General features: G+C 69.4%; 25 protein-coding genes and 2 pseudogenes. 12 read left to right on the top strand and 15 right to left on the bottom strand.

Annotation, left to right across the window (positions count from 1 at the left end; genetic code table 11):
• Positions 1-155: 155 nt before the first annotated feature.
• From OG718_RS02415 to OG718_RS02400, 4 genes are all read left to right on the top strand, one after another.
• Positions 156-1,613 carry an APC family permease gene (locus OG718_RS02415; RefSeq protein WP_210582057.1) on the top strand — a complete coding sequence of 486 codons (1,458 nt, stop codon included), beginning with the start codon at positions 156-158 and terminating at the stop codon, positions 1,611-1,613.
• A gap of 116 nt (positions 1,614-1,729) precedes the next feature.
• A complete protein-coding gene (locus tag OG718_RS02410; protein ID WP_210582059.1) occupies positions 1,730-3,220 on the top strand; it encodes an aldehyde dehydrogenase in 1,491 nt (496 codons plus the stop codon).
• Positions 3,217-3,939: a gamma-glutamyl-gamma-aminobutyrate hydrolase family protein gene (locus tag OG718_RS02405; protein ID WP_266928415.1), complete on the top strand. Its 723-nt coding sequence runs from the start codon at positions 3,217-3,219 to the stop codon at positions 3,937-3,939. The genes OG718_RS02410 and OG718_RS02405 overlap by 4 nt, the downstream gene beginning before the upstream one ends.
• Positions 3,940-3,946: 7 nt before the next feature.
• Positions 3,947-4,852: a hypothetical protein gene (locus OG718_RS02400; RefSeq protein ID WP_069757835.1), complete on the top strand. Its 906-nt coding sequence runs from the start codon at positions 3,947-3,949 to the stop codon at positions 4,850-4,852.
• A 79-nt stretch (positions 4,853-4,931) separates the two neighbouring features.
• Here OG718_RS02400 and OG718_RS02395 read toward each other — a convergent pair whose 3' ends face one another.
• From OG718_RS02395 to OG718_RS02385, 3 genes are read right to left on the bottom strand one after another with little or no spacing between them, the layout of a single operon-like run.
• Positions 4,932-5,780, bottom strand: coding sequence for a bifunctional methylenetetrahydrofolate dehydrogenase/methenyltetrahydrofolate cyclohydrolase (locus OG718_RS02395; RefSeq protein WP_328843029.1), 849 nt, complete (start codon positions 5,778-5,780; stop codon positions 4,932-4,934).
• Between the two features lie 26 nt (positions 5,781-5,806).
• On the bottom strand, positions 5,807-6,652 hold the full coding sequence (gene purU, locus OG718_RS02390; protein WP_210582062.1) for a formyltetrahydrofolate deformylase: 846 nt from the start codon (positions 6,650-6,652) through the stop codon (positions 5,807-5,809).
• A gap of 18 nt (positions 6,653-6,670) precedes the next feature.
• Positions 6,671-7,792 carry an aminomethyltransferase family protein gene (locus OG718_RS02385; protein ID WP_069757832.1) on the bottom strand — a complete coding sequence of 374 codons (1,122 nt, stop codon included), beginning with the start codon at positions 7,790-7,792 and terminating at the stop codon, positions 6,671-6,673.
• Between the two features lie 110 nt (positions 7,793-7,902).
• On the opposite strand from OG718_RS02385, the gene OG718_RS02380 reads away from it, so the two are divergent.
• Entirely contained in the window at positions 7,903-8,586 is a 684-nt protein-coding gene (locus OG718_RS02380; RefSeq protein WP_210582064.1) for a TetR/AcrR family transcriptional regulator, read from the top strand.
• On the top strand, positions 8,561-10,990 hold the full coding sequence (locus tag OG718_RS02375; protein ID WP_210582066.1) for a SpoIIE family protein phosphatase: 2,430 nt from the start codon (positions 8,561-8,563) through the stop codon (positions 10,988-10,990). Before OG718_RS02380 ends, OG718_RS02375 begins: the two co-directional genes overlap by 26 nt.
• Positions 10,991-11,067: 77 nt before the next feature.
• Here OG718_RS02375 and OG718_RS02370 read toward each other — a convergent pair whose 3' ends face one another.
• The 6 genes from OG718_RS02370 to OG718_RS02345 all read right to left on the bottom strand — a co-directional run bounded on the left by OG718_RS02370 (position 11,068) and on the right by OG718_RS02345 (position 15,520).
• Positions 11,068-11,640, bottom strand: coding sequence for a MarR family winged helix-turn-helix transcriptional regulator (locus OG718_RS02370; protein WP_210582068.1), 573 nt, complete (start codon positions 11,638-11,640; stop codon positions 11,068-11,070).
• A gap of 229 nt (positions 11,641-11,869) precedes the next feature.
• Complete coding sequence (locus OG718_RS02365) at positions 11,870-12,496, bottom strand: hypothetical protein (RefSeq protein ID WP_246886526.1); 627 nt, start codon at positions 12,494-12,496, stop codon at positions 11,870-11,872.
• Between the two features lie 68 nt (positions 12,497-12,564).
• Positions 12,565-12,708 (bottom strand): hypothetical protein, encoded by a 144-nt coding sequence (locus tag OG718_RS02360; protein ID WP_165269958.1) that lies wholly within the window; start codon positions 12,706-12,708, stop codon positions 12,565-12,567.
• Positions 12,709-12,750: 42 nt separating this feature from the next.
• Positions 12,751-13,296, bottom strand: coding sequence for an SDR family NAD(P)-dependent oxidoreductase (locus tag OG718_RS02355; protein WP_328843028.1), 546 nt, complete (start codon positions 13,294-13,296; stop codon positions 12,751-12,753).
• 118 nt (positions 13,297-13,414) lie between these two features.
• The gene (locus OG718_RS02350; protein ID WP_328843027.1) at positions 13,415-14,932 is read right to left on the bottom strand and encodes an MFS transporter; all 1,518 of its coding nucleotides are present in this window, start codon (positions 14,930-14,932) and stop codon (positions 13,415-13,417) included.
• 135 nt (positions 14,933-15,067) lie between these two features.
• The gene (locus OG718_RS02345; RefSeq protein WP_328843026.1) at positions 15,068-15,520 is read right to left on the bottom strand and encodes a hypothetical protein; all 453 of its coding nucleotides are present in this window, start codon (positions 15,518-15,520) and stop codon (positions 15,068-15,070) included.
• 342 nt (positions 15,521-15,862) lie between these two features.
• Here OG718_RS02345 and OG718_RS02340 point away from each other — a divergent pair, with 342 nt between their 5' ends.
• Both OG718_RS02340 and OG718_RS02335 read left to right on the top strand, forming a co-directional pair.
• Positions 15,863-16,510 carry a TetR/AcrR family transcriptional regulator gene (locus OG718_RS02340; RefSeq protein WP_319290806.1) on the top strand — a complete coding sequence of 216 codons (648 nt, stop codon included), beginning with the start codon at positions 15,863-15,865 and terminating at the stop codon, positions 16,508-16,510.
• 50 nt (positions 16,511-16,560) lie between these two features.
• Positions 16,561-16,743 (top strand): annotated as a pseudogene (locus OG718_RS02335) (ferredoxin); the annotation flags it as partial.
• A gap of 104 nt (positions 16,744-16,847) precedes the next feature.
• On the opposite strand, the gene OG718_RS02330 reads toward OG718_RS02335, so the two are convergent.
• Complete coding sequence (locus OG718_RS02330) at positions 16,848-16,970, bottom strand: hypothetical protein (RefSeq protein WP_256122669.1); 123 nt, start codon at positions 16,968-16,970, stop codon at positions 16,848-16,850.
• A gap of 540 nt (positions 16,971-17,510) precedes the next feature.
• Between OG718_RS02330 and OG718_RS02325 the strand changes: the two genes are divergently transcribed.
• The 3 genes from OG718_RS02325 (at position 17,511) to OG718_RS02320 (ending at position 20,691) form a co-directional block, all read left to right on the top strand.
• Entirely contained in the window at positions 17,511-18,923 is a 1,413-nt protein-coding gene (locus OG718_RS02325; RefSeq protein WP_328843025.1) for a hypothetical protein, read from the top strand.
• A 299-nt stretch (positions 18,924-19,222) separates the two neighbouring features.
• On the top strand, positions 19,223-19,738 hold the full coding sequence (locus OG718_RS54300) for an effector-associated constant component EACC1 (protein WP_443054866.1): 516 nt from the start codon (positions 19,223-19,225) through the stop codon (positions 19,736-19,738).
• A gap of 2 nt (positions 19,739-19,740) precedes the next feature.
• Positions 19,741-20,691, top strand: coding sequence for a hypothetical protein (locus tag OG718_RS02320; protein WP_328843024.1), 951 nt, complete (start codon positions 19,741-19,743; stop codon positions 20,689-20,691).
• Between the two features lie 556 nt (positions 20,692-21,247).
• Here OG718_RS02320 and OG718_RS02315 read toward each other — a convergent pair.
• From OG718_RS02315 to OG718_RS02300, 4 genes are all read right to left on the bottom strand, one after another.
• Positions 21,248-22,177 (bottom strand): hypothetical protein, encoded by a 930-nt coding sequence (locus OG718_RS02315; RefSeq protein WP_328843023.1) that lies wholly within the window; start codon positions 22,175-22,177, stop codon positions 21,248-21,250.
• A complete protein-coding gene (locus OG718_RS02310; protein ID WP_328843022.1) occupies positions 22,174-22,929 on the bottom strand; it encodes a hypothetical protein in 756 nt (251 codons plus the stop codon). Before OG718_RS02310 ends, OG718_RS02315 begins: the two co-directional genes overlap by 4 nt.
• A 208-nt stretch (positions 22,930-23,137) precedes the next feature.
• Entirely contained in the window at positions 23,138-23,323 is a 186-nt protein-coding gene (locus OG718_RS02305) for a hypothetical protein (RefSeq protein ID WP_328843021.1), read from the bottom strand.
• Positions 23,324-23,371: 48 nt separating this feature from the next.
• Positions 23,372-23,656: a hypothetical protein gene (locus OG718_RS02300; protein WP_328843020.1), complete on the bottom strand. Its 285-nt coding sequence runs from the start codon at positions 23,654-23,656 to the stop codon at positions 23,372-23,374.
• A gap of 69 nt (positions 23,657-23,725) precedes the next feature.
• Here OG718_RS02300 and OG718_RS02295 point away from each other — a divergent pair, with 69 nt between their 5' ends.
• The gene (locus tag OG718_RS02295; protein ID WP_328843019.1) at positions 23,726-25,246 is read left to right on the top strand and encodes a hypothetical protein; all 1,521 of its coding nucleotides are present in this window, start codon (positions 23,726-23,728) and stop codon (positions 25,244-25,246) included.
• A 77-nt stretch (positions 25,247-25,323) separates the two neighbouring features.
• On the opposite strand, the pseudogene OG718_RS02290 reads toward OG718_RS02295, so the two are convergent.
• Positions 25,324-25,599: pseudogene (locus tag OG718_RS02290) on the bottom strand (transposase); the annotation flags it as partial.
• Between the last annotated feature and the right edge of the window lie 51 nt (positions 25,600-25,650).

Genomic DNA, 25,650 nt, shown 5'->3' with positions numbered 1-25,650 from the left:
CGCGAGTCCCCCGGTTTCCACCGTGTAGGAACTCCGCCGCCGCGCAAAGGATCTCCCCACACCCCTTGTCAAACGGATAGTTCCGGCCCACCATGGGGCAACTCGTTTGGCCCAAAACAAACTCCGCCCCTCCCCGTCCCCGGCAGGTGATTCGAGTGGACAGTCAGACCGCGGTCGTCACGCAGACTGCTGATGATGCATCCATGGCAGGCAGACTCAAGCCCAACTCTCTCGGTGTCCTCGGCATCCTCTTCTTCGTTCTCTCCGCCCAGGCGCCACTGACCGGCATCGCCGGCGCTGTGCCGATCGCCATCGCCATCGGTAACGGTGCAGGCGCTCCGGCCGCCTATCTCGCGGCCGGCGTCATCGTCCTGCTGTTCTCGGTCGGCTTCGTGGCCATGGGCCGCCACGTCGTGGACGCCGGCGCCTTCTACACCTACATCGGCAAGGGACTCGGCCGCTCGGCCGGCTCCGGCAGCGCCGCGGTCGCGCTCTTCTCCTACTGTGCCGTGCAGGCCTGCATGTACGGGCTGTACGGAAGCATCATGAGCGGCCTTGTCGAGCACCACACCGGTGCCCACGTGGCGTGGTGGGTCTGGGCCCTGGTCACCATGGTGATCGTCCAGGTGCTCGGCGCCTCGGGCATCGAGATGGGCGCGAAGATCCTCGCTGTCTTCGTGCTGGCGGAGTTCAGCGTCCTGATCGTCTTCGCCCTCGTGACGCTCTTCCAGGGCGGCGGCCCCGAGGGGCTCGGCCTCACGGACAGCTTCTCGCCGTCCGTCGCGCTCCAGGGTGCTCCCGGCGTGGCGCTGATGTTCGCCGTGGCGTCGATGTTCGGCTTCGAGGCCACCGCCATCTACGGCGAGGAGGCCCGTGAACCTCGCAAGACCGTTCCCCGGGCCACCTACCTGTCCGTCGTGGTGATCACCGGCTTCTTCGCCTTCACCTCGTGGATGCTCATCTCCGCGCACGGTGCGTCCCAGGCCACGGCCGAGGCGGGCAAGGCCCTGGAGAGCGGTGACGCCGCGGCCTTCGTCTTCGCGCCGATCGCCGCCCAGTTCGGCGGCTGGGTCAACGACGTGCTGCCGATCCTGCTGGCCACGTCCCTGTTCGCCGGCCTCCTGGCCTTCCACAACTCCGCCAACCGCTACCTGTTCTCTCTCGGCCGTGAAGGGCTCCTGCCGCAGGGCCTGACCGCCATCAACCGGCGTCACTCGCCCTGGGTGGCGGGCACCGTGCAGACCGTGATCGCGGTGCTGCTCGTGGTGCCCTTCGCGGTCCTGGGCAAGGACCCGGTGCTGACCCTCTTCTCCTGGTTCAGCGGAGTCGCGGTCCTGGGCATCATGCTGCTGTACTTCCTGACCTCGGTCTCGGTCATCGTGTACTTCCGCCGCTCCGGCGCCGACACCCGCCTCTGGAACACCCTGATCGCCCCCGTACTGGGCGCGCTCGGCATCGCGGGTGCCATCTGGCTCATCATCGCCAACTTCACGACGCTCATCGGCGGCGACCGGACCACGGCCCTATGGCTCCAGGCCACCGTTCCGGTGGTGCTGATCCTCGGCGTCGTCGCCGCCAGGCTGACGCGGCCCAGGGCAGAGACCAGCGACTGAACACCGCGATCCTCACCGATACGGCCGGAGCCCGCGCCCCGGCCGTATCGGGCCTTTGTCGAACACGTGAGTCGTCTGTCATCGAATGACGTGGATGAAACGGAGATGGAGAACGCGTGCTGAACGCCACCCATGAAGAACTGCTGCGCCGCGCCAAGGAACTCGGCCTGCCCACGCAGCACCACATCGACGGCAAGGACGAAGCCGGTGACGGTGCATCGTTCGCCGTGATCTCCCCTCGCGACGGCCAGACCCTGGTCCGGGTCGCCGACGCGCGGGAGGCAGAGGTCGATCTCGCCGTCGCGGCGGCGCGCCGCGCCTTCGACACAGGGCCGTGGCCGCACCTGGCGCCCGCCGAGCGCGGCCGGGTCCTGCTGCGGATCGCTGAACTGCTGGAAGAGCGGCGCGAGGAACTGGCACTGACCGTGAGCCTGGAGATGGGCAAACCGATCACGGACGCGTACGCCATCGAGCTGCGCGCCGCAATCAACACCTTCCGCTGGTACGGGCAGCTCGCCGACAAACTCACCGACGAGTCTCCCCACACCGCACCGGACTCGCTCGCCCTGGTCACCCGGGAGCCGACAGGTGTCGTCGGCGCCGTCGTGCCGTGGAACTTCCCGCTCACGTTGGCGAGTTGGAAAGTCGCTCCCGCGCTCGCCGCCGGCTGCACGGTCGTCCTGAAGCCGTCGGAGTCCTCTCCGCTGTCCGCCCTCCTGCTCGGCCGCGTCGCCACCGACGCCGGACTGCCGCCGGGCGTCCTCAACGTCGTCACCGGTGACGGGCCGGTGGCCGGCCGGGCGCTCGGCCTCCACCCCGACATCGACGTCCTGGCCTTCACCGGCTCCACCGCCGTCGGCCGCCACTTCCTGCGCTACGCCGCCGACTCCAACCTCAAGCGCGTCTGGCTCGAACTCGGCGGCAAGTCACCGAACATCGTGCTGCCCGACGCCCCTGACCTGGAGAAGGCGGCAGCAACCGCGGCCTGGGGCATCTTCTTCAACCAGGGTGAGATGTGCACTGCGCCCTCCCGGCTGCTGGTCCACTCGTCCATCGCCGAACAGGTCACGGAGGCCGTCGTGGCGAGGGCGCGCGAGCTGCGGGTGGGCGACCCGCTCGATCCGGCCACCGAGATGGGCGCACTGGTCGGCGACAGCCACCTCGGCAGGGTCCTGGAGCATGTCGCCTCCGGCCTGGACGAGGGTGCCAGGCTGCGTGTGGGCGGGGGCCGGGCCCTGGCCGAGACCGGCGGCAGCTACCTGCGGCCCACCGTGTTCGACCGGGTTGACCCCGGCATGCGGCTGGCCCGCGAAGAGATCTTCGGCCCCGTCCTGTCCGTCCTCGCCTTCGACGACGTGGACGAGGCGGTACGGCTGGCCAACGCCACCGAGTACGGCCTCGCCGCGGGGCTGTGGACCTCCGACCTGTCCACCGCCCACAAGGTCTCCCGCGCACTGAAGGCCGGCACGGTCTGGGTCAACTGCTACGAGGAGGGCGACCTGACCGTCCCCTTCGGCGGCATGAAGCAGTCGGGCAACGGCCGCGACAAGTCCGCGCACGCCATGGAGAAGTACACCGAGCTGAAGACCACCTGGATCCAGCTGTGACCCGTACGCACACGCGCCCCCTGATCGCGATTCCGGCCCGGTTCGCCGCCACCACGTCCGCGCTGCGCTACGCCGCCGAGGTGAACGCCCGCGCGCTGGTCGAGGCCGTGTGGCGGGCCGGGGGCGAGCCGGTGAGCCTCCACCCCGCCGACCCGGCCGGAGCCGACGTGGCCGAGCGGCTCGCCCGCTTCGACGGCGTGTTGCTCCCGGGCGGCGGAGACCTGGCCCCGCACCGCTACGGAGCCGCCGACACCCATGGCAGCGTCTACGACGTCGACGACCTCCAGGACGTGTTCGACCTCGAAGTCGCCCGGCGGGCCCTGGACTCGGTCCTGCCCATGCTCGCGATCTGCCGTGGGCTGCAGGTGGTGAACGTCGCCCTCGGCGGCAGCCTGGAACAGGACATGGGCGGCGCGGACCGCGAACACCGGCACATCGTGCACCCGGTCGCGATCCAGCGAGGCACCCTGCTCGAACGGGCCACCGGCGCCGAGAAGACGGAGGCCTCCTGCTACCACCACCAGCGCGTCGACCGCGTCGGTGCCGGGCTCAAGGTCACCGCGCGGGCCGCCGACGGCACGGTGGAGGGGCTCGAACTGCCTGGACACCCGGGGTGGTTCACGGCGGTGCAGTGGCACCCCGAGGACACCGCGGACCAGGACCCGGCCCAGCAAGGCCTGTTCGACGCGCTGGTCCAGGCCGCCCACAACAGACACTGAAAAAGACATGGCTCTCTTCGGCCACAAACGACAGGCACCCCGCCTCGCCCCCGAACTCGACGACGTTGTGCTGGGCCGGGTACTGAAAGGCATCACCGCCGCCCGCGGCCCCGGACCGCAGGACCTCGCCATCGCCCAGGTGGAGCGGCTCCTGCGGGCCACCGGTGACGACTGGGACCGCCGCTGCCACCGTGTCGGCGTCCTCGCGCAGGCCGCACCCGCGCTGGCCCGGGGCTGGCGCGAACGCCGGCCCCGCGACCCGGATGCCCTGCTGCTGGCCACCTGGGCTGAACTGGCGACCGATCCGCGTGGAGCCATGGCGCTCTGCCGCGTCGCCGCCGATGCCCGCCCGGCCGATCCGACCCCGTGGGTGGGTGCGCTGGCGGCGCTGCGGCTTCTGAAGCGGCCGAGCTCCGAACTCTCGTTCGTCTGGCACGAAATACACGCGCGTGATCCATGGCACCGGGAGGCGCACCTGCAGATCCTGGGCTACCTCTCCCCGGAGGAGCAGGGCAGCCAGGCCGCGCTGCGGGACTTCCTCGACGACGCCATCGCGGTCATGCCGTGGGACGCGCCGACGGCATGCCTGCCCCTGACCGCGGCTGTGCGCCAGCACCACCGCGAAAGGAGCAGCGGAGGAATCCAGGCGCTGGGCGTGAGCCAGTACTGGTCGCAGCCGCACACCGCACGGCTGCTGGACCAGGGCATGGCCCACTGGCCGCAACCTGGTCACCTGCGTCACGCGGCCGCCGTCGCGGACCTGGGAATGCTCGCCTACGCCCTGATCCGGGCGGGCCGCAGCGGCGGTGCCGGCCCGGTCTTCTCCGCGGTCGGCGGACTGGTGATGCCTTGGCCGTGGAGCTACGAGGGGGACCCGGTGGAGTGTTACACCGACTACTCCGGTCGCGTGTAGGCGTGCGTGAGGCTCTCCAGCCGCACGCAACGGCGTGGGGGCAGGGCCTTGCGGTCCAGCCCCCACCCCCTACGCGAGGTCAGCCGAGCTCCGCCGCCTCGACGATGTTGGTCAGCAGCATGGCACGGGTCATCGGTCCCACTCCGCCGACCGGCGGTGCGAGGGAGCCCGCGACCTGGTCGACGTCGGGGTGGACGTCGCCGAGGATGCCCTCGACGGTCCGGGTGATGCCCACGGACAGGACGGTGGCGCCCGGCTTGATCCAGTCGGGCTTGACCAGATGGGCCACGCCGGCCGCGGCCACCACCACGTCGGCGACGCGAGTGTGGGCCGCGGTGTCCTGGGTGGCCTCGTGGCACAGGGTCACCGTGGCGTGCTCGGTGCTGCGGGTGAGCATCAGGCCGAGCGGGCGGCCCACGGTGATACCGCAGCCGATGACGCAGAACTGCTGTCCGGTGATGGGCACGCGGTTGCGCCGCAGCAGGTCGATGATGCCGCGCGGGGTGCAGGGCAGCGGCCCCGGTATGCCCAGCACGAGTCGGCCCAGGTTGGCGGGGTGGAGTCCGTCGGCGTCCTTGGCCGGGTCGATGAACTCCAGCACGGCGTGGGTGTCGATGTGGGCCGGCAGCGGCAGCTGGACGATGAAGCCGGTGCAGGCCGGATCGGCGTTGAGCTTGAGCACGGCGGCCTCGACCTCGGCGTGGGTCGCCGTGGCGGGCAGCTCCACCCGGATCGACGCGATGCCGACCTGGGCGCAGTCGCGGTGTTTGCCGCCGACGTAGGAGCGGCTGGCCGGGTCGTCGCCGACCAGGATGGTGCCCAGCCCGGGGGCGATGCCCCGGCTCTTCAGCGCCTTCACCCGCTCGGCGAGTTCACGTTTGGTCTCGGCTGCCGCGGCCTTCCCGTCGAGCAGCGTCGCGGTGGTCATGTCACACAAGCCTCTCGGTGCGGCTGTCAGGAGAAGACGACGGTGCGGGAGCCGGTGAGGACGACGCGGTCCTCCGCGTGCAGCCGGACCGCGCGGGCCAGCACGATCCGCTCGACGTCCCGGCCGATCGCGACCAGTTCGGGCGCGGTGTGGCGGTGCCCGACGCGGACGACGTCCTGCTCGATGATCGGGCCCTCGTCCAGGTCGGCGGTGACGAGGTGGGCGGTGGCGCCGATGAGTTTGACGCCCCGCTCGTGGGCCTGGTGGTAGGGCTTGGCGCCCTTGAAGCCCGGCAGGAACGAGTGATGGATGTTGATGATCCGGCCGGACAGCTTGCCGCACAGGTCGTCGGAGAGGACCTGCATGTAACGGGCGAGCACCACGAAGTCGACCCGGTGCTCGGCCACCAGCCGCAGCAGCTCGGCCTCCGCCTCCGGCTTGGTGTCGCGGGTGACGGGGACGTGGACGAAGGGGATGCCGTACCGCTTCGCGACCGGCGCCAGGTCGGGGTGGTTGGAGACGATCAGCGGGATGTCGACGGGCAGTTCACCCAAACCCCAGCGGTAGAGCAGGTCGACCAGGCAGTGGTCGAACTTCGACACCATCAGCAGCACCCGGCGGCGCTGCTCCTCGGGCCGGACGGTCAGAACCGGGTCGAAACGGGCCAGCCGCAGGGTGAGTTCGTCCCGCAGGCTCTCGGTGTCGGCGCCGGGTGTCTCCAGGCTCACACGGATGGTGAAGATGCCGGTGCCGGGATCGGAGAACTGGGCGCTCTCCAGGATGTTGCCCTTGGCCTCCGCGACGCCCGCGGCGAGTGCGTGGACGATGCCCGGCTGGTCGGGGCAGCGGAGCGTGAGAATGTAGCGTTGCACGTCGGGATCTCCGTCGGGTCAGGCCCGCACGCGGGCGCGCTCGGGGTCGTACACGGGTGTGGGCCGGACCGTGGCGTCGGCCTTCGAGCCGTCGGCGGCGACGGCGGTCAGCGCGGTGCCGGACTTCACGGCGTCGCGGTGCACCCGGGCCAGACCGAGGGTGGCGCCGTCGAGGACGGGGGAGGGCACCGCCATCGTCACGTAGCCGATGTCACGGCCGTCCAGTTCCAGCCGGGCGCCCTCGGCGGTATCCGGCGCGGCATCCACGACGACGCTGACGACGCGGCCGGTCACGCTGTCCTTCTTGGCCAGCAGCGCGTCCCTCCCCTGGAAGGGGCCCTTGTCGAAGTCCAGCGCCCAGCCCATCCGGCACTCGAACGGGGTGACCGTGTGGTCGTACTCCAGCTCCCCCATGATCATCCCGGCCTCGGTGCGGCAGGTCAGCAGGGCGATCGCGCCGAAGGCCCTGATCCCCAGGTCCCCACCGGCCTCGAAGACCGCGTCCCACAGCGCCAGCGCCTGCTCCCGCGGGACCTGGATCTCGTAGCCGAGCTCGGCGGTGAAACCGAGCCGGCTCACCTGTGCGGGGATGCCCGCGACGAGGGCGTCGCGCAGGAAGGTGTAGTAGGGGAAGGCGGCGCCTGACACGTCGACGTGCGTGAGGCGCTGGAGGACGTCGCGGCTGCGCGGGCCCTGCAGGGTCAGGACGGCGGACTCGTCGCGGCGTTCGGCGACCGTGGTCCCGGCGGGTGCGTGAGCGGCCAGCGACTGCAGGGTGGCGGGGTTGCCGCCGGTGACGACGACGTGGTCGGGCGCGAGGACGGCCACGGTCACGTCGTCCAGCATCATCCCGTCGGCGTCGACCACGACCCCGTAGGCGATGCGTCCGGCGCCCAGCCCCTTGACGCCGCGCGAGAAGACGGCGTCGACGGTGGCGACGGCATTCTCACCTTCGACATGCCACTTGTAGAGCATCGAGTACTCGGAGGCCCCGACGGCGGTGCGGATGGCCTCGTACTCCTCGGCCGGATCACCGATGGCCAGCGGTACGGCGTTGCCGTAGACGTCGATCCACTCCTCGACCCGGTCCGCGTAGCGGGGAGCGAACGGCGTGGTGCTCAATCCTTCGGGGATGGCCATGGGGACTCCAGTGGATAGAGGGCGTGCGCTGCAGCGAGAATCTATCCACCTGGATAACTTGTCAATAGGATAGATTGAGTTTCGGGGACGGCAGACAGAAGGAGGGGCGAGTGAACGCCGCAGCAGAGACAGACGGCGAGACCGGCCAGGACACCCGGCCCGGTTACGGCGAAGGGCGGGAGGCGCTCCTGGAAGCGGCCGTCAGGGTGGTGGCCCGGGGCGGCCTGCGGAAGCTGACCTACCGTGCCGTCGCCGCCGAAGCCGGCGTCACGCACGGGCTGGTCGCCCACCACTTCGGTTCGCGCGACGCCCTCCTCGAAGAGGCGCTGCGGTGGTGCGTCACACGCAGCATCGAGACGTCCTCGCTGGTGCCCGCCAGCGGAAGACTGGAGGACTTCGCCGCGACCCTGGCCGACTTCATCGCGGCCGACCCCGACGTCCAGGCGTTCCAGTACGAACTGAAGCTCGAAGCGAGCAGGCGGCCGGAGCTGCGGCACCACGTAGACGTGCTCTACGACGCATACCGCGACGCCGTCCGCGAGGCACTGGCCTGCTTCGACGTGTCGCAGGACATGGCGGAGATCGTCTTCGCGGCCCTGGACGGCCTGGTATTCCACCAGGTCACGTCCGGCGCACCAGGCCGCACCGAGGAGAGTGTCGACGCCCTGCGCCGACTTCTCGCGGCCTATCGCGCGCAGGCGTCACCGGGGGCGTCCGACGGTACATTGAATGAGCCGAAGCTCTCCTGCACCAACCTCAGGAGCGGCGATGACGAGCATTTTCACAGGGCATGACCAGGGAGTCCGGCCGCACGGCACGCCTTCCTCGGGCATGCCGACGCCCGGCGGCGCGACCGCAGTGCTGGACCGGCACCTGCGGTTCACCGGGTGGAGCAGGGAAGCCGAGGAGCTGTTCGGTCTGGCGTCCGAGGAGGTCCTCGGCCGGTCCGCCGACGCGGTCCTGGCCGATACCGAAACGGGAGCCGGCATCTCCTCAGCCGCTGGTGACGGTGGTACGGCATGGTCGCTCGGCCCCCGGCCGGTCCGCCGCGGTGACGGCCGCCCGGTGCCCGTGTCCTTGTCTCTCACCCCGCTCGCCCTCGGGGTGGGCGCGACCGGGTGGCTGCTGGTGGCAGTGGATTCCGAGCTGGCGCACTGGGAGGCCCTCGGCCGGGCCATGCTTGACGGACTCGACCGGGAATCGCCCGTCCAGCTCGTGATCTACGACACGGACGCCCGGGTGCGCTGGATCAACGCCGCAATCGAGAAGCAGTTCGGAATCTCGCTCAAGGAGGTAGCCGGAAGGTTCCTGAAGGACATTCTGCCGCAGGGCGAGGTGCTGGAGGAGGCTGACCGGCCGGTCACAAGTGTCGAGGAAATCGTCCAGCGCGTGGCCCGCACCGGCTCACCCGTGGTCGACGTGCGGTACCGGAGCGCCACTTTCCTGGCCCCCCATCATGAACGCGTCTGGTCGTGCTCCTACTTCCGGCTTCAGGACGAGGAAGGCCGGCCGATCGGAGTCTGTGAGGCCGGCCTCGACATCACCGACCGCTATGTGGCACGGCAGCGTCTCGCTCTGCTCAGCCGGGCGAGCGGCAGTATCGGAAGAACCCTGGACATCCGGCATACGGCCGGCGAACTGGCGGAACTCGTGGTCCCCGAATTCGCCGAGGCCGTCATCGTGGACATCTTCGAACCCGTCCTGGGCGGGGAGGAACCACAACACTTCGGCACCCACCCCACCCTCTGCCGGGTAGCTCACCGCACCGATCACACCGCGGCCAAGGACACCGCGTACGACGAACTGGACACCGTCAGCCTGCGGTGCCTGGCCGAGAACGCGCCGGCTACCGACGCGGCCACCCACGTGCTCGCCCTTCCCCTCAAGGCCCGCGGCACCACCCTGGGCGTGGCGGCCTTCGCGCGCCCCCAACACGCCGACCCCTTCGAGCATGAGGAGATCCAGCTCGCCGAAGAACTTGTCTCCCGCACCGCGGTCTGCCTGGACAACGCCCGCCGCTACACCCGAGAACATGCGACCGCACTCATGCTCCAGCGTGATCTTCTCCCTCGCGCCCTGCCCGAACAACCGGGCGTGGAAGTCGCCCACCGCTATCTGCCCGCGGCCGGACACGCCGGCGTCGGCGGGGACTGGTACGACGTCATCCCCCTCTCCGGGGCACGCGTCGGGCTGGTGGTGGGGGATGTCGCCGGACACGGCATGGGCGCGGCCGCCACCATGGGCCGGGTGCGCACCACCGTCGCGGCGCTGGCGGCGCTCGACCTCGCGCCGGACGAACTGCTCGCCCGTCTCGACGACCTCGTGGCGCGGACCGGTATTCCGACTTCCGGTGCCGCCGAGGCCGAGACCGAGGACCAGGCACTGGGCGTCACCTGCCTGTACGCGATCTACGATCCGGTCTCCCGGCACTGCGTCATGGCCCGGGCGGGCCATCTGCCGCCCGTACTTGTCACCCCCGACGGGCACACCGAGCTTGTGGACCTTCCCGCCGGACCGCCCCTCGGCCTGGGCGGCCTGCCGTTCGAATGCGCCGACATCGAGCTGCAGGAAGGCGCCATGCTCGCTCTGTACACCGACGGACTCGTGGAAAACCGTCAGACAGACATCGACGCAGGGATCCGATCTCTCTGCACCGCACTCTCCGGGCCCGGGAACGGCCAACTGGACAGGATCTGCGACAGGGTCATCACCAGGCTCCTGCCCCAAGCCCCCGAGGACGATGCCGCACTGCTGCTGCTCCGCGTCCACGCCCTGGCCGAGAGTCTGGTGGCGACGTGGGACATGGCCTGCGACGCCGCAGAAGTGGCAAGAGCCCGGTCGCTGGCCCTCGACCAGCTGGCCGCGTGGGGAGTCGACGAAGCCGCGTCGTTCGTCGTCGAGCTCGTCGTCAGCGAGCTGGTCACCAACGCGATCCGCTATGGCAACGCTCCGGTGTGTCTGCGGCTGATCCAGGAGCGCGGCCTCATCGTCGAGGTCTCCGACGGCGGCCACACCTCGCCCCACCTTCGGCGGGCGGCGATGGAAGACGAGGGCGGCCGAGGTCTGTTCCTGGTTGCGCAACTGACACAACGCTGGGGAACCCGGTACACGTCAACAGGCAAGACCATCTGGACCGAGGTGCCGCTGTCGCCGGCCGAACTGCCGGGAACCTTCCCAGGCGAGCGATTCGAGCTGTGACGAGGGCGACTGGCCGGTCGCTTTTCCGTCGGCACATCCCCCGATGGAAGCGAGCGGTCGTCCGGGACTGTGTGGGCTCACGCCTTGCGGCGGCGACCGCTACGACGTGGCGCGGGGGCCGCACCGCCCAGGAGAGCCTGGCGGCGTGTCTCACCGTTCTCCTCCACCTGCAGCACCACCTGACGCAGCCCGGCAGCGACGATGCCGCACTGCTCATCGCTGAGCTGCCCCGTGACGAAGGCTTCCTCCTCGTTGAACGCCGGAAAGACGCGCCGCATCAGCTCCTCACCTTGATCAGTCAGGCTGAGCAGCACCAGCCTGCCGTCGGTGGGGTGATCGGCTCTCTGTACAAGCCCACGCCTTTCCAGCGTCCGGGCAACCCCCGTGAGCGTGCCCTTGGAGATGCCGGCCTCTTCTGCCACGTGCCGCGTTTCCGGCTCACCCCAGACCCAGATGACCCAGAGAACCACGAAGGCGGTCCAGGTCAGGTCGACGCCGCGCAACACGGAATTCTCAAGGTGCTGCCGCACTGCCGAGGCGGCGCGATAGATGTTGGCGACGACGGCCATCTGGTCATGCCGTAGGGAGATACCGCCAAGCTTGGCCTCTGCCAGTTTCTCGGCTTCGGTGATGGAACGATGGCCGGGCACGGGCACACTCCTTCGGGCCGCCTGTGAAGGCATGGGGCAACGCAATCGTTCGCGTCCAAATTGTATGGTGCCTGCCTCGTTGCCCTCGGCCGTATTCGCTCGGTTCGCGTGGCGCCATCAATCGCGCATCAGCAGGTCCAGAGCGGGCGGTGCGGTCTTGTCCGCGATCGTGGTGCACTCCTTACGTCGAAGGAGGCGTCGGGAGTGCTTACCCATGCGCTCGATGGTCTCAGGCCGCGATGGTGGTCGGACGGGCGGTGGCGAGATCCCGAGCCCTGGTACGTACGTCCTGCACCGCGGCGGTCTCGTACGGCCGGGCCGCCTCCAGCAGCATGTTGAGGCGGGAGGCCACGAGGGTGGAGTCGACGCGGGCCGCGTCGTCGAGATGGCCGCTCGCCACTCGGCGGCCGTGGTGGAGTCCGGCGAGGTCGCGGGCGGAGACCGCGCGGGCGCCGGCATGCTCGGCCGCGTCGAAGTAGCTCACCCACTCGGGGACGTCGTCGCCGAGTCCGTCCGCCAGGAGGCCGTCGGCGTCGCCGAGGTACCGGTCGGCCTCCCGCTCGTCGCCGAGGGCCGCGTGCACCCGGCCGGTCTGCGAGGCGACCAGCGCTCTCGTCGCGGGCAGGGTGGCCTTCTTCGCGGCGACGCCGAGGAGACCGAGGGCGTCCTGCGGGTGCCCGAGGTAGATCATCTGGTGCGACATGCGGGTGACGATCTCCACCCCGCGGTCGCGCCGCCCCGCTTCCCCGGCCGCGTACGTGCCGTAACTCCAGAAGCGTTGGGCGATGGCGTACCGGCCGCAGTCGTGGCTGACCCACCCCGCGAGCGCCGCCAGGTCGGCGGTCGCCGCGAACACCCGGCCGCGCAGGGACGGCGGGACACCGTCCTGGATGCGGCGGGCGACCTCGGCGAGCGAGATACGGTCTATGACTGCGCCGTACCGTCACCGACGCCCTGCTCGACGAATCCGCCGTCCCGGTCGGCGCCGACGGTCTGGGCTGAACCGGCGGGCGGCGGGTCGTACGGCCCGTAGGGCGGGGCCGACGCGTTGCGCTGCGCAGCAGGCACGGCCTTCCGTTTGTGGTGATCAGCGAACTCGACACTCCATGATCACCGGAAGTCGTGCCGGCAGGCGTATCCTCCGACCGTCACGAACCGCCCACCATCGCCGACTTGGGATATCAAGCCCATACCGGCAGCTTCGGGCCGACCGCGAGAACGACGTCCGCCGCCCGTGGGCAGCGGCCGGAGTGCCGGCGTGAGTGAGCCGGTGAAGACGGCCTCGGGTTGGTCGCGGCGCTCGTGCAGGTCCCAGTACAAGGGTGCGATCTGGTCGGGGGTGGCTGCGGGGATGCCTTCGGGGCCGTCGTCACCGATCCAGGTGCTGATCGCCACGTGCGCGGCGTACACGCCGCTCCCCGCCAGTTCGTTGTGCAGGTTGAGCACCCAGTTGCGCAGTGCTCCGGCCGCGGCGTTGACGTTGCCGAGCATGGGGACGGGGTTGATGGAGCCGCCGCCGGTGGTGAACAGCAGGGTCCCGGCTCCGGCCTCCCGCATGGCGGGCAATACGGCGCGGGCGGCGGTGACGGCGCCGTAGAAGTTGTACTCGATCTGCGGCTGCAGGTTTTCCACCGTGGACTCGCTCGGGGTGGCCATGGTGAGGCCGGGCACCAGCGCCCTCTGCTGTCGGCCGTCGGGACCGAAGAAGGCCCGCCCCGGCTCCGGATGCGGAGGAGCCGGAGCGGACCATGGGCCCGCTCGGGAGGGGGCATTGTCAGTGTGCGATCACCGGTGCCTGGGCTTCGGGTCCCTCGCCGGTGCTCGAATCGGCCTTCGGGCGGCCGACGTTGATGAGAGCCAGCGCTATCACGGCGGCGCCGGCCACGATGCCGACGGCGACCCAGGCGGCGTTGGCGTAGCCGTGCACCATGCCCTGGAGCTGGACCAGTTGCTGCTGGGGCTTCGTCGCGGCCGTGGCGATGTGGTCTGTGATGTACGAGGCCATGGCGGAGGCGGCGACGGTGTTCAGCAAGGCCGTGCCGATTGCGCCGCCCAGCTGCTGCGAGGTGTTGACCATGGCGGAGGCGGCACCGGCGTCGCGCGACTCCACCCCGTGCGTGGCCACGGACACGGCGGGCATGAACGCGGTACCCAGGCCGATGCCGACGATCAGTAGGGTCGGCAGGAGGAGACCGGCGTACGAGGAGCCGACCTCCAGTTGGGTCAGCAGGAACATGCCGGCCGCGGCGACCAGGAAGCCGGGACCCATCAGCAGCCGCGCCGGCACGCGGGGCGTCAGGCGGGTGCCGATCTGGGTCGCGCCGGTCATCGTGCCGACAACCAACGGCAGGAAGGCGAAGCCGGTCTTGATCGGCGAGTAGCCCTTGACGATCTGCAGGTAGTAGGTGAGGAAGAGGAACAGGCCGTAGATCGCGATGTTCGCGAGGCCGAACGAGAGGAAGGCGCCGCCGCGGTTGCGTTCGGTGACCACGCGCAGGGGCAGCAGCGGGGCCTTGACCTTGGCCTCGGTGATGACGAAGGCGAGCAGCAGGACCGCGGAGGCGACGAACAGGCCGAGGGTCGTGGAGTCTCTCCAGCCGTCGGACTCGGCGCGGGTGAAGCCGTAGACCAGCGCGACCAGGCCGAGGGCGGACAGGATCACTCCGGGGATGTCGAGCGGCGAGCGGTTGCGCCCGCCTTCCGGCTCGCTGATGACGAAGTACGCACCGGCTGCGGCGATCGCGGCGAATGGGATGTTCACGAAGAACGTCCAGCGCCAGTCCAGGTATTCGGTCAGGACGCCGCCGAGGATCAGGCCGACGGCGCCGCCGGCACCGGAGATCGCGCTGTAGACGCCGAACGCCCTGGCGCGCTCCTTGGCGTCGGTGAACGTCACGGAGAGCAGGGAGAGAGCGGCGGGGGCGAGGAGGGCGCCGAAGACGCCCTGCAGGGCACGGGAGCTGTACATCATCGCCTCGTTGGTGGCGGCGCCGCCCAGTGCGGAGGCCGCGCCGAAGCCCACCAGACCGATGACGAAGGCGCGCTTGCGGCCCCAGAGGTCGGCGATCCGGCCGCCGAACAGGAGGAGACCGCCGAAGGCGAGGGCGTAGGCGGTGATGACCCACTGGCGGTTGCCGTCCGAGATGCCCAGGTCCTGTTGAGCGGAGGGCAGGGCGATGTTCACGATGGTCGCGTCGAGGATGACCATCAGCTGGGCGATCGAGATGAATGCGAGGGCTCGCCAGCGGTTGGGGTCGGGAACGCTGGGTGCCTTGCGGGCTGTTTCGGACATAGGGGTGCCCCTTCGAAACTGGCAACGGAATTTCGGGATGCGGAAAAGCGGACAGGACTACGAAAGGTGAGGCTCGGCGGCTGGCGGTCCGATGGGCTGCAGTCTGTCGGGTAGGCCGCATGTCGGACAGGACCCTCAGAGAGCGCGGTGGCGTCCTCGGATCCGGCGGCGGACTGGGGGAAGGTCCACCGCCGGACCTGGGACCTCGCGCCGATCCCGTCCCCACGGATTCGGCGCGTCGGGACCGCCTCCGCTCAAGGCGGTCCCGGGCCAATCGGTTACTGCCGAGTCCCCCCGCTCAGCGGGGTGCGAGGGCAGCGGCAGGGCGAAACGCTCCACGAGGTCCACCGGCCCCTGTGACCGGGCTATCTCGTCCAGCAGCTGTCCCGTGATGCCGGTGATGGTGGGACGCAGTGCGTCGATCTTCTTGACCATGAACTCGCGGGTGAGCGTGCGCCGCATCGTGGTGTGGACGGGTGCGTCGACGTTGGCGAAGAAGCCGGGCGGCTGGGGCGGCTGATCCGGCTGCACGTCCGGGTAGCCGGGCTGTGAGGGGTCGGCTGAAGGCGGGGTGGCCGAGCACCGCACGGGCGTCCTCCCAGCGGGTCACCAGCCAGGCGCCGCGCCGGCCGTCCCAGATGGTGACGCGGCTGATCGGTGCCTCCTCACACAGGCGGGAGTAAGCGGGAGGCGGATCGAGGGGTGCGGTCCTCGGCCGGGCGAGGACGAATTCGGGCGTGGGGCCAGGGGGCACGAGGGCTCCTCTCATCGACCTAACGGCGTTAGGGTGACTAACGCCGTTAGGTGGTTGTCGAGGTGAGCCTAACGCCGTTAGGTGGTTTTGGCGAGGCCCGTTCCAGACGGGTGGCAAGCCGTGGATGGCCGATGATGAAAGCCCAGTCGCAACCGGCGGGGTACGGAGGAGGAAGCGTGGACTCGGCAGCCCAGAAGCGGCGTGTGCCCTACCGGCAGGGTGAAGGGGAGCGCCTCCGGCAGGACATCCTGGACACGGCGACCCGCATCCTGGAGGAGTCCGGTCGCGAGGACGCCCTGTCTCTGCGTGGCATCGCCCGCGAGCTGGGCATCGCCGCGCCCAGTATCTACCTGCACTTCAACGACAAGACCGACCTGGTGCGGACGGTGCTCGATGCCCGGTACGCCGCGCTGGCGTCGACCATGCGCGAGGCCGGAAGCGCGGCCGCCGAGGCCGGTGCCGGCGCATGGGGTGTCCTGCGCGCCATCGTGGGCACCTACCGCGGGTTCGCCGTCGACAATCCCCGCCGCTATCGGCTCATGTTCAGCCTGGAGCAGCAGACTTCGGCGGAGGACCGGCGCGCCACCGGGCATCCGCTCGACCGGGTGCTGATCGCGTGGACCGATGCCGTTGACCAGTACCTCGCCGCAGCCTGTCCCGAGCAACGCGAGGAGGCCGACACGCTGGGGGTCCTGCTGTGGACCGGCCTGCACGGTCAGTTCGCCCTCTGGCACACCCTGCCGCATTCCTTTGTCGATGACGACACCATCCTGCGCGAGCTTGAGGAGGCGTTGATGAGGAGACTGCTGCCGCCGTCCGACTGACCGCCGGACGTTGGATGCGGCCATCCAGCGGCGCACGGTGCGCTGACCTGTTGACGCCGACTTTTCGACGGCCAAGGCCCTGGAGGCCAAGGGCGCCTAAGTGTGTGGCCTCGGGTCAGTGTGTCCTGATCGCTCCGGAGGTCTTCGACCAGCGGGACGAGGACGGCATGGCCGTCCTCCTCGGCGAGCACCCCGCGCCCGAACTCCACGACGGGGTACGCGAGTCCGCCTCCCGACCTTCGTGCTCGTGGGCATGGCGCCCACCACCCCGGGTTCAGGGACGCACGGCCTTGGTGCCGCCCCTCCCTCCGTGGGGCGGCACCGGGGCCGCTTGCGTCTATTCCTCGGTGGCGTTCGGATCCCGCAGCGCCCTAAGGGCCCCGTCGCCGTGGCTGCGGACGATCGGGTAGCGCCCGTGGAAGTTCAGCTTCCACTGGACCACCTCCGACGGCGCCCTCAACCTCGTCGACCTCCTCGACGAGGCCTTCGCCGCCCTCAAACCAATTCCTCCAGCACCGCGATAGCTGGACCCCGGTGATCGCGTCGCGCGAGAGGGGCTCGCTCGGCGTGGTCACACCCCACCACCAAACCGCAGCTGCCCGACCGCCGCGCCGAACCTGACAAGGCATCCGCGTCAATGATCGGCGCGGCAGGATCTGCCAGGGCGCAGCCGACAGGTTCCTCCTCAGCGCTTACGGCATGACCACGAAAGCGGCGGTTCACCGCGCCAAAGGCTGGGCAGTGCTGTCAGCGCTCGCTTTCCTCTCCATCGGCCGAGCGGGGGAACGAGGCCTTCCAGGCGGACAACCAACCTGGGGCTGTGTCGGCCGCCGTGTTCTTGAGCGGGTATTTGCCCTTACGTAGCGCGCGGACGCAGTGCGAAGACGTTGCCGCGGTCTGCGAGTCGGTGTGCCCCATGAGGGCTGCGGTACCAACCCAAGAGAGGGAAGAAGCGGCCATGTCAACCCGCCCAACTGAACACAAGCACTTGACTGGGAACGTGAAGTCCGCGGCCGCCGCCTGGCTCCGCAACCGGGACCTTCAGGCCGACTTCGAGTTCGGCCAGCCCGAAGGAGCGCCGATCGGCTCGGTCGTGGACATCCAGTTCCAGCACCGTGGGCTGCGCGTGCACCTGGACCAGGCGGTGGAGCCGGCGTGGGATGAGGACGGCCGCGAGCCGGTACTCGGGATGTCGGTGCCGGCGGACCGGAACACCTTGATCGACCGCTGGTACGTCCATCGCGTCCGGCTGAACAGCGAGGGCACCACCCGAAAGGTCCGGATCGGAACGGAGGCGTTCGCACGGGAAACGGAGTGGTTCCCGCTGGACGACTGCGAGATGACGGAGCGGGGCCTGTCGACGCTGGCGGTCGAGCGGATCGTCCGCGCCCGCAGCACACGCCCTGCTTCGCGGTGGCCGACGGGCAAAGCCAGGAAGGCTCCGGGCACCGAGGCACGCGCCCAGGTCGTCCTTCGCCGTCTGGCTGATGCCCTGAAGGTGGAGTCCGTGGTCGTGGTGAACCGGGTACTGGGCGAGATCGCGGCGATGACCGGGATGGGCCAGCAGACTCAGGCCGAGCTGGACGCCGCCGTGGCGGAGGCGAACCGCTGGCTGGAGGGGCGGGCCGAAGTCCGGCGAGACTTCTTCGCCCGCCTGGACGAGGCGGTGGCCGCCCGGCGCACCAAGCAGATCCGGGAACTCCTGGCCCGCGTCAACGCGACCGCCAGCCACGACCGCACCGACACCGAGGATGTCATCGCGGTGGCGGCCGCCGACTACATGACCGCCTTCACCGCGGAGGCCTACGAGCGAGTCCGGAACATCCTTGATGACCTCAGCCGCACCGGACGGCACCTGCAACCTGCGTCGATGCGCTCCCTGGTGGAGAAGGCGATCCGGGCAGCGGCCGACGCAGGGAGCCTCATGGGCGACCGCGAGGCCATCCGGATCGCCTACTGGAAGGAGCGCGCGGGCCTCAACCAGCCGACCTCGCACTACCCGGCCAGGACCGCCCGGGCAGCGCCATCCGACGGCGAGCAGCAGCCCGGAAGGAGGCATCTGCACAAGCAGGTGGCACGCCGACACTGGATCAAGAGAAGCTGCCCGCGCTGCCACGCCCGCCATGGCCAGAACTGCGTCATCGCCAACCAGACCGGCACCGGCGAGGTGCGGAACGTCCCCCACGACGAGCGGCTCCAGCCGATCCTGGAAGAGCGGAAGGCTAAACAGCGGCTGCAGACCCCGCCCCCGCCTCCGTGGGCCGTTTATGACGTCACGTGCCCCGACTGCGGCCAGGGCCCCGACGCTCGTTTCGAGAGCCCGGCGGCCCGCATCGCTCACGGGTCGAGAAGGCAAAGCAGTTCACCCGCGCTCGGAAACCGCGGCCGGAGTGAACTGACGCGGTCGCGGTGACTGCGCGGAGGCACTCGACGCTCGCTGAGACTCCTCGCTCCGTTGACCACCGGAGCATGTGAGGCGACAAGCGCCCTTGGTCGAATTCAGGGGTCTGGCCGCGCTTTCGTGACGGCTATGCCGGGAGGCAGGCGCGGGATTCGGCCAGAGCGTGGGCGACACAGACTGTGCTGCGGCCCCTGGCAGACAGGGCGGTCAAGATGCGTGTCGTGGCCGATTGAGCGACACGGCAGCCGAACGGGCCTGACGAGTCGGGTAGTTGAGACCTACGGGCCGGGGCCGTCGATGGACGCGGCCCTATGCTGGATGCCCGATCAGAGTCATCATTGGACGGGGACGGCGTGGACCTCATCATCTCTCTTCCTGGCGAGTCCGAAGCGGCTTCACTGGCTGCTTGGCTCCGGGGTGACAGCTCGCTCACGGGACGCGTCCGTATCGTTCACGGTCCACCGCTGCAGATCCAGTTGACGGTTGTTGGGGCCTTGACCCTCGCCTCGACGGTCGAGGCAGTCATGGTCTGGCTACACCAACGCAGGGAACCCCTCGAGCTCACCATTCAGGGTCCCTGGGGTCAGACAGTAGTCCTCACGGCATCGAGCCCCGAGGACGCAGCCGAACTCAGCCGCATCCTGGCGGCACCAGAGAGCCAGCAGCGGGACGAATCGACTACCACCGCTGACGAGATCATCGCCCCCCTAGACAACGCTTCCCCTACACCGCCCTCTCAGCACGACAGCAGCACAATAGGACGTCACACCCCTCCCGGGCCTGTGCTCGACCCAGACGATGACTGGCCACGTCTCGGGGAGAAGTAACCGTGGGAGACATCGCCAAAGGCGTGCTCGGAGGCGGTTGGGCGCTGCTCGTGGGGTGGATCCTGCCCGCAGCTCTCAACCTTGCTGTGTTCACCCTCGCCGTTGCCCCGAGTCTGCACCGTCCCACCGTGCTGGATCCTCTGTGGCCGGCTACCGGCGGCCCCACCGCACTCGTGTTGCTTGTGGCCGCCGTCCTACTCGGACTCGTTCTGAACGCCCTGCAGACTCCCCTCTACCGCGCCCTGGAGGGGTACACCCTGTGGCCGGCGGCCGCTTACGAACGAGGCTGCCGGGTGCAGCGGTCTCGGCGTCAACGGGCAGTCGACCGCCTCGCTGACCCGGCCTTCACATCGCCCATCCGACGTGCCCTGCTCCAGGGGAAACTCAGCCGCTATCCGGTGAGCGGCGAACAGGTCGCCCCGACCCGGCTCGGCAACGCCATACGCCGCCTCGAGGAGTACGGATATGACCGCTACCGCCTCGACACTCAGGTGTTGTGGAACGAACTGACAAGCGCCGCCCCGGAGCCGACCACCAAACAGGTCGTCACCGCACGCACGAGCGTCGACTTCTTCCTGGCTCTGCTGTACGGGCACGCAGCCGTGGCTGTCACCGCCTTTGCTTCGCTGTCTGCCTCCCACGCCCACCGATCGGTACTCGTCCTCGCCGGGGTCAGCTTGATCGTCCTGATCCCGGTCTGGTACAACGCCGCAGTGGCCGCCACCGACGAATGGGCCGCAGCCGTACGAGCCTTGGTCAACCTGGGCCGCAAGCCCCTGGCTGACGGGCTTGGGCTTGCCCTCCCCAAAAGCCTGGAAGACGAACGCCGCATGTGGAAGCTGGTCACACGCATGTCCGCCAAAGCCTACGCTCCAGCCGCTGACGCTGCTTTTGCGCCCTACCGAGTCGACCCGTCCCAGGCTGCTGGAGAGCAAACCCAGCCCGTTTCCTGACCCGATTCCTTGCCCCACTCCGATGGGCTCTGTCCGCGTCCCGTGAAGGTCATGGCTGGATGAGGATGCGAGTCAGGAGGAGGCTGCCGGGCCTCCGGGGGGCAGCGTCTCGAGGATGTCATCGATCTGGTCGGCGAACTCGACGGACATTTCCACTCGCTGCAGGTGGGTCGGGCGCCACCCCCTCTGTCCTGGGCCGTCTGCTCCCGTGAGGCCGCCATCGAGGACGTCGACGTAATACTCGGCGTACGTCTGCTCGTCCTCGTAGCTGTACTGACCGGATCGGCCTGGGCGAACCCGCCGGGCCCCTCGTCGAACCAGTCGGCGCCCCAGACCTCGCTCATGGCCTGGCCGACGCTTCCTTCGGGACGTCCTCGAACTCGATCGTGGCACGCCCGTGGTCGTCGAGGCAGGCCTTGCCGGAGCCCTCGCCGGGCCGCTCCCAGCGCAGGGTGGGGCCGAAACGATCCCTCGCTCACTCCGCTGACCTGGGGATTCACGGAACTGCGGACAGAGCCGAATTCCCCATCAGCCTCACGCCGCATACAGCTCAGGGTCATTGCTGTGCCACTGCCAGCCCTGCTGCCGCGTCGGACGTTGACGCCTGCCGGTGCTTGGGGACGCGGCAGTGATGCCGGTTGCAGACCGTACCGTCGCTTTTGACGGCTCGGCAGTACGTGGCGTGGTTCTCGCATCGGTCGTCGTCCTTGAGGGGCGCAGAGCGACAGATCCGTTTTGCCCCGGGGTCCGCCCATGTGCAGCGCCCGATGTCCGCGGCGCGCTCAGGGGTGTGCAGTTCGCACGGCAGGCTCTTGGACTTGACCGGGCGCCCGCACCAAGTCTGCGGATGCGCGTCGTAAGACAGCACGGCATCCAGAGGCTCCATACACAGCGGTTTTGAGAGCTGCTCAAGGCGGCCGGCCAACTCATGCCCGTGATGGATCCGCGCCAGTTGTGCCAGGGCGAGCAGGAGGTTCGGCGTTGCCTTGGTGTACCAGTCCTGGTAGTCGTGACCGTTGACATAGCCGGCGCTTGGACGGAGCCGGGCGGCGGCTTCGAGGATCGTCACGATGCTTGCGGTGGTTTTGTCCTCTGAGCCCGTCGTGCTGGCAGCCTTCGGGCAGTCGGCCGGCTCGCCGTCGTAGGAGGCGTCCACACGGTGCGCCCTGACGTGGGGAGCGTCCCGGACGATGTCGAACCGGTGGAGCTCGGTCGTCTCGCAGTCGATGACGTCTGGGGTGTCGTGGAGGGTGCAGTGCTGGGCGAGCCAGCGGTCGGCAATCGCCCCAACTCCTGGGCCATATGCCTCGGCATAGCCGGCGGAGCCGAGCTGGAACTCGTGGAAACCGAAAACCTGTCCGTACTCAACCGGGTTCTGGCAGCGGCTGCCCTTGGTAGTGCGTGCGACGCACTGCAGGGCGTGGGCGTCGCCGCTGGGATTGATCCACAGGCGGCCGTGCAGTACGACAAGTGGGTTCCCGGTCACGACTCTGCTCCTTCTGCTCCGGACCGTGTGCAGAGGTGTGCGGACGGGCAGGCGGCACAGCCCTTGACCTCCGCCAGTTCGGCAACAGCCGTGAACAGCTCACGGGCCCGCTCAACGGAGCCGATGCCCTTGTGCGTGGCAAAGTCTGCGGGATCGGCCTCGAGCCCTCGCGACATACAGGCCCTGATGAAGCCCAGGGCGGCGAATTCGTCGGGTGCCAAGTCGCCCGGTCCGGCGGGAATGCAGGTCTTGGGCACGGTCATGTCCTCGGCGTCTCCAGGGAAGATCCACTGGTCTCCGGGGCGCCGCGGCGGCTGACTCACGATCCGTACCACCGGCACGTCATGACTGGTGTTTTCCACCAGCAGAGCGCCGACCGCGTGCAGTTCATGGAAGCTTTTCCGCACATTTACGGCGTCTGCTTTGGCCCCCATCCACGTCGCGGCGGGTTCGAGGGGGAAGAGCTTTACGCTTTTCCCGTCCATGCTGATGGGAAGAGCGCCCATGTCGAGCAGCGTGTCCAGCACCACAGCCTGCATCGGGATCAGTCCGCGATACAGCGGCCGCAGCCGCGCGAACCGCTGCATGAGGTCCACAGACTCGGCGCCCAGGCGAGGATCGCTGGCGGCCGCATCGGCGGTGAACTGCTGAGGGATGTCGAGCCACTCTTCGTACCCGGGAGGCTGCAGCTGCTGCAGCGTATAGGTCACACTCCGCTGACGCCGCGGCTTGCCGGGCTTCGTCCTGCCCATGGAGAGCTCCTCACTGGAAAGGAGCACCGTTCTCAACCTCGGAGTGCTCCCGGGTCTCTAACGCAACCGGCGCACGGACGACGCGGGAGCCTGCTGCAGTTCCCGCGTTCGGCCCACCAGCGCGATGCCCTTGTGGCCCCGTCCAGCGTCGTCGGCGGGAGCACGATGCCGTACACGGCGCTCAGCAGGCAGCGACGTTGGGGAGCGGTTACGCGTCGGCTCCTTCGTCGTCGGGGAGCTCGAGGTTCTGGTTCAGCGCCCGCAGCAGGGCGTGGGCGAGGAGTAGCGCCGGGAGGGCGAACTCCGGGCGGTAGCTGTCGGGCGAGGCGCGGTGTGCGCCGAGATGGCGGTTGAAGGTGTCCTGGGTTGCGCCGCTGGCGAAGGCGTTTCGCATGCCCGCCAGCATCAGGAGGTGCTTGAACTGCAGCAGCGTGGCGTCGCCTCAGTCGTCCGCATCGTCCAGGGCGCTGCCGATGGTGCCGTGGTGTCCGGCCTTCGGGGGGTAGGTCACCTGGGGAAAGGACTGCCTGATCCAGGCGTTGCCATGCCACTTCATCGCGGTCTCCAGCGCGTTGCCCGCCAGTGCCTGGGCGCCCTCGCTGCAGCCGGCTCGCGCGGTGCGCGGCCTCACGGCGGCGACGGGCTCATCCGCGCCTGAGTCACGTGCCGTCCTCACCGACGGCTCCATGGACCTGCCCGGGTCCGCCGCGATCGTGGCGTCGGGCACCGTGCGTCTGTAGTAGAACTGCGGCACAAGTCCGCCTATGGCGGCTGGGAGCAAAGGACGGACGCGGAAGTGACAAGGCCGTGCCTCGACGAGGCCCTGCAAGTGGGCGACTACCTCCCGGTGGCGACCCATCGGTTGACGCCCGAGTCACATCGGCCGGGGGAGGGGTACGCGCGCATCGAATGGCTGGAGCACATCCACGGCCCCTCGTTCCTCGACTCCGATTCCACGGATCTGTACACCAACATGGCCGACACCCTCGTCGCCGTGTACTGCCAAGGGCTTCCCGGACCGGTACTTCTTCGCGGGGGCGACCACCGGGTGCTCACCGAGGTGGACCCCGAACGCCTCGTCCGGGACGCCGCACATCCGAGCTGGCCGACCAGCAAGCCGGTGTTCGTCGGCGGTCAGGTCCCGCAGGAAGTTCACTGGAGCCGCGGCGACCTTCCCGGCCCGGCCGGCGTCGCTCCCAAGAAGACCGGGGTGCGGCCGGCCCGCCGGGCGGTCTCCTTCGCCAAGCCGGCCAGTGCCCTGCGTGTCGGGGACTACCTGCAGACGCACGTGCGGTTCCCGGAGCACGACATGGGGATCGACGAGGGCTACCAGCGTGTCGAGTGGATCGGCCATCTCGCCGGCGAACGGATCGCCGGGCTGCTCGCCGATCCTGCGTGGGCGAATGGCGCCGTCACCCTGGTCACCGTCCATGGGCTGAGCGGGATGCTCGTACTGCCGGAGAAAAGCGTCCGGGTCCTGGTCCAGCCCAACATCGAACGGGTCAGCTCGGACGAGGAGGAGGTCTGGCACGACGGACCCAACTTCGAGTTGACCGGCGTCGTCGAACCCGACCCCGGTGTTCAGCACGCCAAAGACACCGCCTGCCGGCCTGCCGCACCCGACGACGAGGCCGACCTGTATCCCACCGTCTTCTCCACCCCCGAGGACCGAACCCTCCACCTCGAAGGCGTCACGGCCGTGCGCGCGGTGCCGACCGCCGAACTGCCCTGGCCACACGGCCTGTTCAAGTGCGAGTACGCCGAGCGCGGCAAGCGCATCGCGCGCACATACCCCGGAGGTCACCGCGAGGACCAGACCGCCCACGCCGAGCTCTTCGCCAACCTCACCGAGAAGGAGTTCGCCGCCTGCCCCTACCACCAGGGGGACTGGCGGGCCATCGCCGAAGCCGCGCTGGCCTTTGCCGAGGTGGACGAGGACGAAGAACCGGAACGGGCCAGCGAGCTCCACGCCATGGAGCACCTCAGCCCCCGGGACCGCGAATGGGCCCAGGCCATGGTCGGCGACCACATCTGGTGGGACGAGGGAGACACCTCGCTCACCAATGGCCAGCACCGCCTGTGTGCCATGCGAGCGGCCGGAGTTACACGCGTGCCGGTCAACGGCCGCCACCTCCCCGGCAAGCAACTCCCCGACGCGACGGACGCACCGGAACACGCCCGCAAAACCGTCGAGGACTACTGGATCGGGCGCCTCACCGAGCTGTGGGGATCAGGCCCGTGGCCGGAGCGCCTAGGCCCCCTCCTCGCCCGCCACCGCATGCTGCGATGGCCGCTGCCGCGCCCGGACCGGCGATGAGCAGGGGACAGGTCGCGGCTTAGACGTGCGATGATCCCCCCGCCGTTATGAACCGGGGGGTGCCTCTATGTCTTTGGTCAAGTGAGGCGTGGGGTTCTGGGTTCGTAGAAGGTGCCGTCGCGGAGCATTGCGAACAGCACATTGATGCGTTGTCGGGCGAGCCGGAGGAGGGCTTGCGTGTGGGTCTTCCCGCGGGTTCGGCAGCGGTTGTAGTAGGTGCGGGAGGCGGGGTCGTGCAGGGCGGCGAACGCGGACAGGAACATGGCGCGTTTGAGCTGCCGGTTGCCGCCTCTGGGGGCGTGTTCGCCGTGGATCGAGGTGCCCGACGACTTCGTGGTCGGGGCGAGGCCGGCGGTGACCTCGACTGGTCCTCCGACTCCGGACACGCCGGCCGGAACATCACG

The organism is Streptomyces sp. NBC_00258 (genome assembly GCF_036182465.1).
GTDB lineage: Bacteria > Actinomycetota > Actinomycetes > Streptomycetales > Streptomycetaceae > Streptomyces.
Note: the sequence above shows the minus strand (reverse complement) of the source record. Positions and strands in the feature narration are given on the sequence as shown.

What these genes read in the sequence shown, in the direction of transcription:
- OG718_RS02400 (WP_069757835.1), top strand. Translation starts at nt 3,947, where the DNA reads ATGGCTCTCTTCGGCCACAAACGACAGGCACCCCGCCTCGCCCCCGAA.
- OG718_RS02395 (WP_328843029.1), bottom strand. Translation starts at nt 5,780, where the DNA reads ATGACCACCGCGACGCTGCTCGACGGGAAGGCCGCGGCAGCCGAGACC.
- OG718_RS02385 (WP_069757832.1), bottom strand. Translation starts at nt 7,792, where the DNA reads ATGGCCATCCCCGAAGGATTGAGCACCACGCCGTTCGCTCCCCGCTAC.
- OG718_RS02375 (WP_210582066.1), top strand. Translation starts at nt 8,561, where the DNA reads ATGACGAGCATTTTCACAGGGCATGACCAGGGAGTCCGGCCGCACGGC.
- OG718_RS02355 (WP_328843028.1), bottom strand. Translation starts at nt 13,296, where the DNA reads ATGGCCACCCCGAGCGAGTCCACGGTGGAAAACCTGCAGCCGCAGATC.
- OG718_RS02350 (WP_328843027.1), bottom strand. Translation starts at nt 14,932, where the DNA reads ATGTCCGAAACAGCCCGCAAGGCACCCAGCGTTCCCGACCCCAACCGC.
- OG718_RS54300 (WP_443054866.1), top strand. Translation starts at nt 19,223, where the DNA reads ATGCTGGATGCCCGATCAGAGTCATCATTGGACGGGGACGGCGTGGAC.
- OG718_RS02310 (WP_328843022.1), bottom strand. Translation starts at nt 22,929, where the DNA reads ATGGGCAGGACGAAGCCCGGCAAGCCGCGGCGTCAGCGGAGTGTGACC.
- OG718_RS02305 (WP_328843021.1), bottom strand. Translation starts at nt 23,323, where the DNA reads ATGCGAAACGCCTTCGCCAGCGGCGCAACCCAGGACACCTTCAACCGC.